The 13,965-nt window shown below is 50.2% G+C and carries 7 protein-coding genes, 1 tRNA gene and 1 riboswitch; of the genes, 4 read left to right on the forward strand and 4 right to left on the reverse strand.

What is annotated here, in order from left to right; all coding sequences use genetic code 11:
• Positions 1 to 21: 21 nt before the first annotated feature.
• Positions 22 to 729: a hypothetical protein gene (locus tag ABEB26_RS08990; RefSeq protein ID WP_345721636.1), complete on the reverse strand. Its 708-nt coding sequence runs from the start codon at positions 727 to 729 to the stop codon at positions 22 to 24.
• 333 nt (positions 730 to 1,062) lie between these two features.
• Here ABEB26_RS08990 and ABEB26_RS08995 point away from each other — a divergent pair, with 333 nt between their 5' ends.
• Genes ABEB26_RS08995 through ABEB26_RS09005 form a run of 3 tightly spaced genes read left to right on the forward strand, consistent with a single transcriptional unit; the run spans position 1,063 to position 4,961 of the window.
• Entirely contained in the window at positions 1,063 to 3,144 is a 2,082-nt protein-coding gene (locus ABEB26_RS08995; RefSeq protein ID WP_345721637.1) for a hypothetical protein, read from the forward strand.
• Between the two features lie 12 nt (positions 3,145 to 3,156).
• Positions 3,157 to 4,200: an RluA family pseudouridine synthase gene (locus tag ABEB26_RS09000; protein ID WP_345721638.1), complete on the forward strand. Its 1,044-nt coding sequence runs from the start codon at positions 3,157 to 3,159 to the stop codon at positions 4,198 to 4,200.
• Positions 4,197 to 4,961 (forward strand): sulfite exporter TauE/SafE family protein, encoded by a 765-nt coding sequence (locus tag ABEB26_RS09005; protein ID WP_345721639.1) that lies wholly within the window; start codon positions 4,197 to 4,199, stop codon positions 4,959 to 4,961. The genes ABEB26_RS09000 and ABEB26_RS09005 overlap by 4 nt, the downstream gene beginning before the upstream one ends.
• A 172-nt stretch (positions 4,962 to 5,133) precedes the next feature.
• Here the strand turns inward: ABEB26_RS09005 and metH are convergent, their stop codons facing one another.
• From metH to ABEB26_RS09020, 3 genes are all read right to left on the reverse strand, one after another.
• A complete protein-coding gene (gene metH / locus ABEB26_RS09010) occupies positions 5,134 to 8,676 on the reverse strand; it encodes a methionine synthase (protein ID WP_345721640.1) in 3,543 nt (1,180 codons plus the stop codon).
• A 100-nt stretch (positions 8,677 to 8,776) separates the two neighbouring features.
• Positions 8,777 to 8,879: riboswitch (SAM riboswitch) on the reverse strand.
• A gap of 97 nt (positions 8,880 to 8,976) precedes the next feature.
• A tRNA-Ile gene (locus tag ABEB26_RS09015) sits at positions 8,977 to 9,052 on the reverse strand.
• A gap of 167 nt (positions 9,053 to 9,219) precedes the next feature.
• Entirely contained in the window at positions 9,220 to 11,106 is a 1,887-nt protein-coding gene (locus ABEB26_RS09020) for a S9 family peptidase (RefSeq protein ID WP_345721641.1), read from the reverse strand.
• A gap of 136 nt (positions 11,107 to 11,242) precedes the next feature.
• Between ABEB26_RS09020 and ABEB26_RS09025 the strand changes: the two genes are divergently transcribed.
• Complete coding sequence (locus ABEB26_RS09025; protein WP_345721642.1) at positions 11,243 to 13,825, forward strand: winged helix-turn-helix domain-containing protein; 2,583 nt, start codon at positions 11,243 to 11,245, stop codon at positions 13,823 to 13,825.
• Positions 13,826 to 13,965 lie beyond the last annotated feature (140 nt).

Below are 13,965 nucleotides of genomic sequence, written 5' to 3' on the forward strand. Positions count from 1 at the left end.
GGATGTTTCCAGCGCCTCTTTTTATTTATCAGGTGGATTTGGCCCAGGAATTGGCTCTGGTTCAACGATTGGCTCAAGCCCAGTTAATTCGCTGCCCAACCGCCCTAACAACACCTTAAATTGGTCGGGATTATCAGGATGCCACTCAAAGCGAGCGCGTTCAAACCATTGGGTAATCACTTGGTCGCCATCAGCATTAATTTCATATTGAGCGCTGGTTAGCGGCAATCCAAACAATTGCAACGAACGCGCATAGCTATCCAAGCCAGCGGTGGTTGTGCCATGGCTCTCCCAATATTGCTTAAAGCCCATCCCCAGATCTTGATTACAGACATTATGGCCAGTTTCGCCAAACCACAAACAATCGGCGGCTGGGCGGCGGGCGGCTGGCTCCAATTCGCGGTTGAGTTGGGCGAGGCGCTCTTTGCCCAGCAAGCCAATTTGAATCTCGTAGGGCGTGCCTGTCAAATTGCTATGATGCTCCAAGCGTTGGCGTTCAGTCCATTGGATGCTTAGAGTTGGGCCATGATCGGGAGCTTGGTAGCGTGCTTTGGCCGTAATTGGGTAGCCAAAAACTGGCAGGCCGCCGTTATCACGCCAATAATTGTCAAATGGCGCTTCAACACAATAGGCCTTGAGTTCGGGGAAACAATAGCTGCTAGCGGCGGTACTAGCATGAATTGGCACAATTAACAGAATTGCCAGCATCAACCATTTCAATTGCTTCATCGCAAAACTCCTTGCTTTTGATTGCGAGTATAGCACAAACCATATAGCTCTAACCGCTTTTTTAACCACGAAGAGCACGAAGGTGAGGGACGAAAATAGACAATAATAATCCACAACACACATATTAGGGGTGCAGGGGATGAAACCCCCTGCGTTTCCCGCCTTGAGGCGGGACGGAAGGGTGGTGAACCATTACGAATGATATAGATCAATGAATCAGCCATGATGAACCCTAGATTAATTTTAGTGAATAATTACTAAATTTTTTAAGTTTATTCTTTAGATATTTTTACTATAATCTAGCTATGTTCAATGATGATCAGGAGGCTAGGAATGCGACGTTTGGTTCAACTTTCGCTGCTGATGGTGTTGGGTGTCGCATGGCTCGGTTCGACGCGGGCACATACCGCGATTCCCAACGGAACGTCGATTGTGTTTGATGAAGCGTTGGCTACCGGTTGGCAAAATTGGTCGTGGAGCACGACGGCGGCGTTTGATAGCACTGCCCAAGCGCATACAGGTACGAAATCGACGGCAATAACCTTTGAGGCGTGGGGCGGTTTTTCGTTGCACTCACCTGGGTTGATTCCCGCCGAAGCCTTGACTGGGATTAGTTTTTGGGTCTATGGTGGCACTGGTGGCGCACAGTTTAATGCTGGGGTCACGACGACTGATAGTGGTAATATTGTCACTCCTGTGCTTGTGAATGCTCCCGCTGGCCAATGGACGCAGGTTCAATTGACCATGGCCCAGTTGGGCAACCCCAGCACAGTTTCACGGATTAACTTACAAGAATCCACGGGTACAGCCCAAGCAACCTTCTATATCGATGATCTTATTCTCAATATTACTGATTTTGCCCCACCAGGCACAGTTAATGTGACGATCGACACCGATCAAACCGTGCTTGACTTTAGTGCTCGCAATGCACTTGGCACCAATTACGGCATGTGGGGGGTTGAGGCTGCGGCTAATTCAACCTTTTTGGCACGCAGTGGGGCGTTGGGCAATATGACCATTCGCTTGCCTGGCGGCTCGATGAGCCAGAATCATGGGGCAATCAACTGCGAATTGGGCACAGGCAACACCATTGCCGATGCATGGCCTTGTAATTATGAATGGGCCATGACCCCAAGCGATTTTATTGAATTTCTGAGCGCAACTAATCGCGATGCAATCTGGACGATCAATACCAATGTAACTTCAGGCGAAGCTGCTGCTTTGGTCGCCTTCTTCAATGGCGATGTTAGCGATCAACGCTCACTTGGCACCGATCACAAAGGTGTGAATTGGCAAACAGTCGGTTATTGGGCGCAACTGCGGGCGAGCCATGGCAATGCTACACCAGTTGGCATCAAGTATTGGGATTTCGGCAACGAAACCTATGGATCATGTGTCCCCGACTGGGAAATTAGCTGGACCTGCGATGGCGCTGAATACATCAATGGTGTAACAACGCCTAATCGCCACGAAGGCTATATCGATGTTCGCGCAGCAATGAAAGCAGTTGACCCTACGATTATGGTCGGCGTAACGGGCTTGGCTAATCCAACTGAATTCAACAATTGGACAACTAAAGTGCTGACCGAGGGCGGCGATGTGATTGATTACCTCGCGATTCACCCCTATTCCTTTGTTGATGTACCAAATAACGATGCTCTTGGCCGTTATTTAATGCTTTCACGCCCGCAAAAGCAATGGCCAGAGGTCTTTGCCAGCACCCGTCAGGCAATCGCCGATTTTGCTGATGGTCGCGATATTCCGATTATGATTGGCGAATACAATTTGAGCGCTGGTTGGCCGTATGACCCCCAAGCGATGATGACCAAAGCACTCAATATGTTGTTTATTGCTGATACAACGGGCCAAATTATCCAAGGCGATGTGTTGGCTGCCAACCATTGGCTGTTGAATGGCAATGTGCAAAGCAATGGCACCGATTATGGCTTGATTGGCGACGTGCCAACCTACACTCGCAGTCCGCAATATTATGCCTTCCATCTCTGGCAATTTTTTGGCAATCGCCTGCTCGACTATACCAGCGATGCTGATGCCGAAACCCAAATTAGCTTCTATGCTGGTAGTGATGGCCATACATTCTCGCTGATGGCAATCAACAAAACAGGCCAAGCGACCACCACCAATGTCCAACTCCGCGCTGGTGGTGTGGTCATTCCAGCAATTTCTGGCTCGATTGATGTGGCCCAAGCCGCTAGCCTCGATGCAACCACAATCACGTATAATGGCCAAACCAATGTGAACGATGATTTTAGTAATGCGCAGACGGTTGAATTGACCGAAGTCGGCGAAACCACCACGGTCACGCTGCCCGCTTACTCAATCACGCTCTTACGGTTTGCAACCGATGACGGCACCTATACGCTGTATAATCCGCTGGTGCTGCTCAACAAATAGAACGGATAGATTGTGTTCAACCCGCTAGCCGAGCTGTCGGCACTTGATCAAAGGGTACTGTGCGATTTAGCCGCACAGTACCCTATTAAATTAACCCTTGAAGCCAAAACTACCGGAATGCCACTTTGGCAACTCTTGATAGAACGCCTTAACCTCTCGCCAACCCTGGCCCAAACCCTGATGGTGCGCGGCGCGATTTGGATCAACAGCGTGCGAGTTAATAATCCCTTGGCTGAGGCTCCACCTGAGGGTGAGTTGGTAGTACATACACCGCCTGCCGGTTTATATGTCAACCCCGTGGTAACTCCTAGCGACATCTTATTTGAGGATGAATGGATTTTGGTGCTCAATAAGCCAGCTGCTTGGTATAGTGTGGCCACACCGTGGGATACCTTTGGGCATCTCGAAGGCGCGTTACAGCGCTTTTTTCTTCAGCGCGATGGCGAAGCCGTGCCGTTTCACCTTGTGCATCGGCTTGATCATGGCACTTCAGGCGCGTTGATCGTCTCCAAAAATCCTAGCCTCAATAGTCGTTTTCAGCGCATGTTTAATGAAGGTCGGGTGCAGAAAACCTACCTTGCGCTGTGCAGTGGCGTGCCCGATTGGACAGAACTAGAGGTTGTAACGGGCCATTCACGCGGCGAGTTTGGGCTGTGGTCGGTTTACCCCGAAGCAATGATTGATCAATTGTATGGCCCCAAGGATCGGCGGGTGCGGCGGGCGCATACCAGTTTTAGCGTGCAAGCAGTTGGAAACGAAGCGGCTTTGCTGGCTGCTCGCTTGCACACTGGCCGCACTCATCAGATTCGTTTGCACGCGAAACATGTTGGGCATCCACTGGTGGGCGATCAACGCTATGGTGGCGTAACCCAGTTTGGCAATATAAGCATTCCTGATCAATTATTACACGCTGCATGGCTGCAATTTCCCCATCCCCGTTATGGCTCAACGCTTGAGTTAATTGCGCCAGTGCCAAGGGTATGGCACGCAGTTGGAGCGGCAGTCGGAATTGATCTGCAAACTGGATTGCTCAAAGAAGGGTATTCAGCACCATGACCTTGTTGATTTTATGCGGGTTTGCCTTGTTGGCTGGGTTTATTGATGCAGTGGCTGGTGGCGGCGGCTTAATTCAACTGCCACCGTTGTTAATTACCCAAAAAGAGGTCGCTCCAGCCTTTATCCTTGGAACCAATAAATTTGCCGCAGTTACGGGCACGGCCACGGCAGCAGTCAGTTACAATCGACGGGTCAAGGTCAATTGGCGGATCGTCGTGCCAGGTATGATCAGCGCGGCCATTTGTTCATGGCTGGGGGCGCGGGCCGTCAGCTTGATTCGACCAGAGCTTTTTCGGCCAATTATGCTGGTGTTGATCATCGCCATGGCACTGTATACCTTTAAACGTAAAGATTTTGGTAGCGCAGCCCGCCAAACCAAAGCCTCGCTCACGCCAATTCCCTATGTGCTGGGTTTTTGTGGATTAATTGGTTTTTATGATGGGATTTTCGGGCCGGGCACTGGCAGTTTATTGATGTTTGCCTTTGTGGGCATTTTGGGCTTTGATTTTCTGCAAGCCTCAGCCACCACCAAAATTATTAATGTAACCACCAATGTCGCGGCCTTAGTGCAATTTCTGGGCGCAGGCCAAATTATTTGGCACTTGGCTGTGCCGATGGCGGTTTGCAATATTTTGGGCGGCATCATTGGCTCGCGTATGGCCATGGCTAAGGGTAGTCAGTTTGTGCGCGTAGTCTTTTTGGTGGTGGTGGTTGGGGTGATTTTGCGCTACGGCTATGATATTATCCAAGAATTTATCTAGAAAGTATGGTTTAACGCAGAGCCGCAGAGTTGAGAAGGATGAAGTATGAGGGATGAAACGGTGGAAAATGCACAAATATTCTTGATCAGCCTTAACGCAGAGGCGCAGAGAATTAAAATTTTCTCTGCGCCTCTGCGTTAAAGCTCAACCTTTATATTTTCATCCCGCATCCTTAATTGGCGATTTCAGCGACATCGCTTTCGGCGCGTTCGGCGACTGAGCCAATTGAGAAATATTTGGCATCAGGGTGGTGCACGACGATCGCGGCGGTGCTTTGCTCAGGGTCAAGCTGGAAGGCCGATGTCAAGCTGACATCAATCTCTTTGGCGGGCAAAACGCTAAACAGCTTGGTATGCTCCTCGAGATCGGGGCAGGCTGGATAGCCCCATGAATAGCGTTTGGCTGGATAGCTCAAGCCTAAGCCTTGGCTGATAATTTTGTTGGTGAATTCGGCCAAGGCTTCGGCATAGGTGGTGCTCAAGCCATGGCTAAAGAACGATTCGCTATAATCGTTGGCTTTTTGCAACGTTTCGACCCGCTCTGCCGCAACATGGCCCATGGTGACGATTTGCAGGCCAACCACATCAAACTCGCCGCTAACGACTGGTCGGAAGTAATCAGCTAAACATAAGCGTTCGCGGCTTGGTTGGCGTGGGAAGGCAAAACGAGTCAGTACGGTTTTGCGATCCTTGGGATCGTAGACTACCAACTCTTCGCCAGCGGCTTGGGCTGGAAAGTAGCCATAGACTGCTTGGGGTTGCAGCCAGCCATTGCGCTTGGCATCGTCGATCATGCGGCGCAAACGTGGCTTGAATTCGTCGTTGACCACGCGATCGTATTCAGCGCCCTTGAGATTTTTGATGCCCCAACCTAAACGCCAAAGGGTGTTCAAATCGAGATAGGGCGTAACATCATCGAGCCGAATTTTTTTGGCAACCTGTACGCCCCAGAATGGTGGAGTTGGCACGGGATTATCGTTACGAGTGGCTGAACGCACACCACTAGGATTATTTTTGCCTAATTTTTCCAACAGCGTGCGACCACGCTCTGGGGCTTTCAACGATTCGCGGGCAGCATCTTCCATCACGCTCAAATACTCTTCGCGCACGGTTGGGTCAGAGAGTTTATCCATGGTTTCGAGGCCTTCAAAGGCATCTTTGCAATAGAAAACCCCGCCGCTGTAGGCTACTTCTGGTTCAGGGAAGAGAATGCGTTGGCCATATTGGCGATTAATTGCCGCGCCACCAACCAGCACTGGGAAAGCCAAATTACGTTTGTGCAACTCCTGCACACACAAGGGCATTTGCTTCGAGGTGCTGACCAGCAAAGCCGAAAGCCCAATTGCATCGGCCCCAACTTCAAGGGCTTTTTCGATGATCGTATTGACTGGAACTTGCTTGCCAAGGTCGTAAACGGTGTAGCCATTATTCGACAAAATCGTGTAGACCAAGTTTTTGCCAATGTCATGCACATCGCCATAGACCGTGGCTAGCACAACTTTGCCCTTGGTTGTGCCTTCGACCCGATCAAGGAATTGTTCGAGGTGAGCGACAGCGCGTTTCATGACTTCGGCAGATTGCAGCACATAGGGTAAAATCAATTCGCCAGCGCCGAATTTATCGCCAACTTCTTTCATTGCGGGCAGCATCACGCCATTGAGAATATCGATGGCTGCTTCGCCTTGGGTTTGGCCGCCAGCTTCGCGCCATGCCCGCGATTCGTCGATATCGGCTTCGATGCCATCTTTTTTGCGATGCAAAATCTTCCAATGAATCCGTTCTTCGGCGTTCATGGTGGCGGTTGGGTCAACTTTGGCTTCACCAGCAACCGCAGTATTGGCTTCGAAATATTGGATGAAGCGAGGCAAGGCTTCTTCGTCGCTGTTGAAAATCACATCTTCACAGACTTTGCGGGTTTCGGCTGGAATTTCGGCAAAAGGCATGAGGTGGGTTGGGTTGATGATCGCTGCATCAAGCCCAGCCTTGACCGCGTGATATAAAAAGACCGAGTTGAGCGCTGAACGGGCATGCGGCTGAATTCCGAATGAGAGATTCGAAACGCCTAGCACGGTCATTGCGCCTGGAATTTCGGCCTTGATTCGCCGAATGCCTTCCATGGTTTCCTTGGCCGATTCGCGTAATTCGGCTTGGCCGGTGGTTAATGGGAAGGTCAGCGCATCAAATAGCCAAGCATCATTTTGCACGCCATATTCTTGGCGGCCCATTTCGGCCATGCGTTTGGCGATGGCAACTTTGGCCTCAGCGGTATGGGCCATGCCTTCTTCATCGATCGTCAAGGCAATAATTGCCGCGCCATAGCGAGCGACCAAGGGCATCGTTTTATCGAATTTCTGCTCGCGCCCGCCTTCGAGCGAGGTTGAGTTGATGATCGCCCTGCCTGGATAGATTTGCAGAGCTGCGTCGATCACTTCATGCTCGGTTGAGTCGATCACCAAAGGCAATTCAACGCCCATGGTTAATTTTTTGAGCAGCTTTTGCATTTGCTCTTTTTCATCGGAGCGTTCGGTCATGGCAACACAGACATCAAGCGCGTGCGAACCACTATCGGCCTGCTCACGGGCAATTTGCAACACACCATCATAATCATCTTTGAGCAATAATTTTTTTACTTTGCGCGAACCAACCGAATTAACCCGTTCGCCAATGATAAATGGGCCTGGATCTTGGTGCAGCGCCAAGGAACGCATGGCCGAGGAAACTTGCTGAACGGTGGGAGCTTGGTTGGGTTTGGGTGGGCAATCGTTGCCAATTGAATCGACCAAAGCGCGTAGGTGAGCCGGAGTTGTGCCACAACAACCGCCAACCACACGTACCCCTAAATCTTGTACAAACTCGGTCAGCGTTTTGGCAAAGCCTGCTGGCTCCAAGGGAAACACGGTTTCGCCGTTGACTTCCATTGGCAAGCCCGCGTTTGGTATACACGAAATTGGCAATTTGGAGTTAGCGGCGAGGAAGGTGATTGCAGGGCGCATGTGTTCAGGGCCAGTTGAACAATTCAAGCCAATTACATCGACATCAGCCAAAGCTTCGAGCGTAACCATGGTTGCTTGAATATCCGTGCCCAGCAACATGCGCCCTGAAAGATCCAAAAAAACTTGGGCTTGGATGGCAATATCAGGGCGTTTGAGTTCAGCGAGGCCACGCCGAATGCCGTCGATTGCAGCCTTGACTTCAAGAATATCAACGCTGGTTTCGACCAATAGCACATCAACGCCACCTTCAACCAAGGCGATCGTCTGCTCTTTAAAGGTATCCGAGAGCGCATCCCAAGTAATATTTGAAAGGGTTGGATCGTCGGATGAAGGCAAAAATCCGGTTGGCCCCATCGAGCCAGCCACAAAACGTTTGCGGCCATCCTTCGCTTGATAGCGGTCGGCGACGCTACGAGCAAGTTGGGCCGCTTTAAAATTTTGCTCGTAGGTTTTATCAGCCAAGCCCCATTCATGCAAGCGAATCCGGGTTGATTGGAAGGTATTAGTTTCCAAGACATCAACCCCCGCTTCCATAAACGAGCTATGAATTTGTTCGATGATATCGGGGCGCGTCAAGGCGAGATAATCGCGTGCGCCGAAGTACTGTTCGCCGCCAAAATCCTCAGGCTTGAGATCATACAAATCCAAGCTAGTACCCATTGCGCCGTCGTAAATCAGAACACGTTTCGCCAATTCGGCGACGTAAGGTTTTATACTGGTCATGACGCATTCCCTTATTTGTATGGCCTACGCTGCCAAAGCGCTAAACCAAGGTTAAAAAAAACTCCTCGCACACTGGCGAGGGCTTCAATCATTGAGTTGCCACTCATCTATCAGCGCGATTGCTGCTGGAAGAAGCACCTTTCTCGGCGAGACGGTTGCTGGAGTGTCATCGGGCCAGATCCCTCGACTCCTCGTGATGAGGTATTCAATTATGGGCAGTATAGCAAATCTTAGTTAAAAAGCAAAAGTAGCGGCATTAAGCTTGAGGATTTGGTTTGGTGGAGATTGGTGAGAGGTTAATGGTGGGCCATGAGGGATTCGAACCCCCAACCAAGCGGGTATGAGCCGCGTGCTCTAACCGTTGAGCTAATGGCCCTACTCACCGCAGTGTATAGTACCACACTTTTTAAACAATGGTGCAGCATTTGATCAACATTTCGTGGAACCCAAGGGTTTCATCCCTGCGTTCCACGAAATGATCAAATGCTAGATTCTAATAGTTCAATCCTGACCCCTTCGCCCCTGAACCCCGATCCCTACCTTCTAGAGATGTTGGCTGAAAAAGTCGGTGATCCGGTTGTAGCAGGTCACTTTGTTGGCGTACTTCAAGACATCGTGGCCTTCATCGCTGAACAACAGATAATCAACGTTTTTGCCTAAGGCTTGCAACTCATGCACCACTTCGCTCGATTCACGCTCGATCACCCGTGGATCGTTGGCTCCTTGGGTGACCAATAATGGGCAAGCCAAGTTGTGAATGTAGGTTTTAGGCGAACGTTCGGCCAAGAAATCTTGTTCGGTCACTGGATCGCCAACTTGGGTTGCCATGTACTTTTTCCAAGTTTCAGGCACTCGCGCCGAGAAGGTGTGCAAATCGTAGGGGCCAAACATATCGATGCCTGCTCGCCAAAGCTCAGGGTGACGGCCAAGCAAGGTCAAGGTCATAAAACCACCATATGAACGCCCCATCACCCCAGTACGTTTGATATCAATCAGTGGGTCATTGACTAAAACCTTGGTCATGGCATGCACATGATCAAGCCGATCTTGGCCGCCCCAATCGTGAGTAACGTGGTTCATATACTTAAAGCCATAGCCACTACTGCCACGCACATTGGGCACAAACACCGCAAAGCCCTTCAGGGTCAAGAATTGAATCAAGGGCATCGAGAACCAGGCAAAATCGGGGCGTTCTTGGCCTTGTGGGCCGCCATGAATGTAATAAACCAATGGCCGTGGGCCTTCGTAACCCAAGGCTGGGGCTGGGCGGTACAGTCGCGCCGAAATGCGTAGGCCATCGTGCGAGTTGAACGAGGCATCTTCGCCAGCCGCCAAATGTTCAACTGGAATGCCCAAAACACGTTCGTTGGTATGCTGTTGCAGCTCTTGGTTGGGCTTAATCGTATAGATTTGGGTTGGCGCAATCGCAGTCGAGAACGAAAGCGCAAAGCTGTCACTCGCTTCATCATAATCAATTGACTCTAAAACACCATTGTCTAATGGTGCTTGGCCAACCAAAACCTTGGTAACCAACATCCGCTTGCCAACTAGATCAAGCTCAGCTTCATAGCACCAGGAACAGCCATCGATATTATAGCCAATCAAAAAGCGTTGTTCTGTCAGATGCAGCAAACGATCAAATTCGCCTTGACCGGTGTGTACCAAGCCTTCAATCGTCACAGCATCCAAGCTTTGCGAGCCATCAAGGCTCAACAAGGCTAAACTGTAGCAATCATCAAACAGGCTCGTGCTCACCAAGGCAACGTTATCATTGACCCATTCGCCAAAACCCATACCATTTGGCTCAATTGGCGTTGTACGTTGATCCATCGGCGTACCGAAAACCACCGAGCGCTCGGTGCTACCAAGCTGCTGACGATAAATCACGGCATCGCCAATCCCATAGGCATCGACGGTCAGAATTGTTTGTTGATCAGGGGCTGAGGTCGCATAAAATGGGCCATCTGGGCCTTGATATAATAATATGCTTGTGCCAGTCAGTACATTAATTTGATAGCAACTAAGTTCAGGGCGAAGGCGTGAAGCAACATTCAAATAGCCAATGCCCGTGTTTGGATCAAGTTTCGAGAGATTGGTTTGCATTCCAACAAATTGTTCGCCAAAAATTGGCTCAGGGAAACCACCAGTTAATGGGATGCGCAACGGCTGGTAGTTTTCATCGCCATCTTTATCAATCATCACCACAATTTGATTGTATTCGGCCAATACTACAAACGATTTTCCACCCATATGGTGCGGCGTTTGCAAGGCAATATCAGGCGGTAACAACGGCTCAGGCACGCTGCCAGTGAGCAGCATGCGATACAAACTCAGGCGGCCATTTAAATCGCTAATAAAATAGAGATAATCGCCAGAGCGTTGCGGAACAACAAATTGACGAGCGGCAAGCAAGGCTTCGATGCGTGGCATTCTTCCAACTCCTTGTTAACAGCAATTTCGTACTATTGTAGAGCGAATCGCGACGATCAAGCTTCATTCAAAAGGTGTAGCCACAAGGTGTAGTTGGCTGTGGTAGACTGACAAGTAGGCCTTGAGGGATTGTGTCATGCTCCAACTCATCCAAACCAAATTAGTTGTGCCACCACCACGTGAACGGGTTGTTAAACGTTCGCGCCTCTATCAGCGGCTTGATGCTGGACGCAACCAACGCCTAACCTTGATCAGTGCTCCCGCTGGTTTTGGTAAAACTACCTTAGTGAGCGCTTGGTTGCACACCACCAAACAGCAACATTGTGTTTGGCTGACCCTCAATAGCCATGATAACGATCCATTACGCTTTGCTCAATATCTGCAACAAGGCTTTCAGGCCCAACTGCCGCAATTCAATTGGCAATGGCTGGAGCTACTCGGCCATCAAGTATTAATCAATGTGGTCACCACCCTGATCAACCAACTTCACGAACAAGCTGAGCAGTGGGTATTGGTACTCGATGATTATCAGATGATCGATCATCCGGTGATTCATGAAGCGCTCACCATGTTGATTGAGCATTGTCCGCCGCAATTGCATATGGTGTTGACGTGTCGCCAACAACCAGCCTTACCATTGGCTCGCTGGCGAGCACGCAATTGGCTAAACACAATTGGCGTAGCCGATTTGCGCTTCACCGATTATGAGGGCGGTGAGTTTCTGCGCGATGTTATGCACGTTCGGCTAAATCAGCAAATTGAGAGCCAAGTGCTGCATCAAAGCGCTGGTTGGATTGCTGGCCTGCAACTGGCCGCCTTAGCCTTATCCGAAGCGCCTAGTCCTGAGCACGGTTTACGAGCGCTCAATTCGGGCCAAGCCAGCGATATTAGTGTTTATTTGCTCGAAGAAGTTTTTCAGCAACAACCAACATCAATTCAACAAGCGCTGTTGGCTTTGGCTCCACTCGATCGCTTTAATCGCTCATTGGCCGATTTTATGCATCTGCAACGGGAACTTGGCTCAAGCCAACTTGATCAGATTATCGAACGCCAGCTGTTTATCGGGGCACTTGATCAAGAGTGGTGGCAATTACACCCACTGTTTCGCGATTTTTTGTTGCAACACGCCAATTTGGTTGATCCCGAGCTTCGCAATCGGGTTTTGGCACTCGCCGCCGAATGGTGCCGCGACCAACATTATATTCACGATGCAATGCACTATGCCTTGCAAGCCCAAGCGCATCAGTTAGCGGCAGCAATTCTTACGCCGTGGGTCGGTCAATTTGTGCGCGAAGCGGCCTTTTATACCTTGCGACCATGGCTCGATCAATTGCCGATTCATGTAATTTGGAACGAACCACGCTTGTGCATTGCCCAAATGTGGATTTTGATTACCTTGCGCAATGGTGAGGGCATTCAAGGCTATCTCGAACGGATCAGCCAGTTGGTTGGCAGCAACGAACCAAATCCTTTGGCTGCCGAGGCCTTGGCGTTGGGCGCATTGGCCGCAACCATGACCTCAAAGCTTGAGCAAGCAGCGTTGTGGGGCGAACAAGCCAAACGCCTGAATACCAGCAACGACCCGACAATTCAAGGTGTGATGACTTTTTGTTTAGCAGTAGTAGCTCATTTTCAAGGCGATGCGCAACAGGCTGAAATGTTCTATCAACAAACTGAAACGCTCGGTCAAACGATCAATAGTCGCTTTTTATCCACAGTTGGCGCGGTCAATCGCGCTGGTTTATTGCACGATATCGGCCAATTTAGCCGTGCCGAACAAATTTGCTTGAGCTTAATCGAACAAGCGCAAGCCTTGCCAGCGCCGCGCCCATTTATGGCTGGCATGTATTGGATGTTAGCGCGAATTTATCATCAGCGCCATCAATTGCCCGAAGCTTTGGTGGCGGTCGAGCAAAGCCTCAACAACAGCAAAATCATGGATAATCGTCAAATGTGGTGTGTGGCTCAAGCTCAACGGGTGGCAATTTTGCAATCGCAGAACGATTATCCCCAGGCGCTGCACTGCTTACTCCAGCTTGAGGAGTATGCGATTGGCCATGATAATGCCAAAATTCGCCTAATTATTCAACAAACCCGCTGTTTGCTGGCGATTGAGCAGCACGATTTAGCCCAAGCAACCCAATGGCTGGCATTGATCAACACCGACCCTGAGGATTTAAATAACCCGATTAATCAATGGTTGGGTGGTTTGCTGGCCTTGCGTCAAGCTGCGCTGGATCAAGCAGCCAGCTTATTAAATCAAGCCTTAACCACCGCTGAACGGATTAATTTCGTACCGCTCTTAGTCAGCATCTATGCCACCTTGGCCATGGTTTTAGCTCGCCAAGGACAACTGCCCAAGGCGCTTGAGCAACTCCAACATGCCTTGACGATTGCCGAGCCAGAGTTAATTATCCAACCGTTGCTCGATCTACAGGCTGGGCTGATTCCATTATTGCAACAATTGCCAAGTAGCCCGTTAGTTTTGCGCTTGCTGCACCACAATCGACTGGAAACACTTGATCTGGCGATAACGCCGCGTGAACATGAGATTTTGCGCTACTTGGCGGCTGGCTTAGGCAATCGCGCGATCGCCGAAGCTTTGGTGATTGCCGAAAGCACGCTCAAACGCCATATTAGCAATTTATATCTCAAGCTTGATGTACACAACCGCACTGCCGCAATTGTTAAAGCCCGTGAACAAGGCTTAATCGATTAATTTTTTGGAGAGTTTCCCGCGCCTGCTAGGCTTTAGGGGATTTTCAAGGGTGACGTTCCCTCACCCCAACCCCTCGCCCACTGTGGCGGGCGAGGGGCTTTTGGGTTGATGGTTACCCCTCGCTCACTTGGCGGGAGCGG

The sequence above is a fragment of the Herpetosiphon gulosus genome (genome assembly GCF_039545135.1).
Taxonomy (GTDB): Bacteria; Chloroflexota; Chloroflexia; order Chloroflexales; family Herpetosiphonaceae; genus Herpetosiphon; species Herpetosiphon gulosus.

What these genes read in the sequence shown, in the direction of transcription:
- ABEB26_RS09020 (WP_345721641.1), bottom strand. Translation starts at nt 11,106, where the DNA reads ATGCCACGCATCGAAGCCTTGCTTGCCGCTCGTCAATTTGTTGTTCCG.
- metH (WP_345721640.1), bottom strand. Translation starts at nt 8,676, where the DNA reads ATGACCAGTATAAAACCTTACGTCGCCGAATTGGCGAAACGTGTTCTG.
- ABEB26_RS09025 (WP_345721642.1), top strand. Translation starts at nt 11,243, where the DNA reads ATGCTCCAACTCATCCAAACCAAATTAGTTGTGCCACCACCACGTGAA.
- ABEB26_RS08990 (WP_345721636.1), bottom strand. Translation starts at nt 729, where the DNA reads ATGAAGCAATTGAAATGGTTGATGCTGGCAATTCTGTTAATTGTGCCA.
- ABEB26_RS08995 (WP_345721637.1), top strand. Translation starts at nt 1,063, where the DNA reads ATGCGACGTTTGGTTCAACTTTCGCTGCTGATGGTGTTGGGTGTCGCA.
- ABEB26_RS09005 (WP_345721639.1), top strand. Translation starts at nt 4,197, where the DNA reads ATGACCTTGTTGATTTTATGCGGGTTTGCCTTGTTGGCTGGGTTTATT.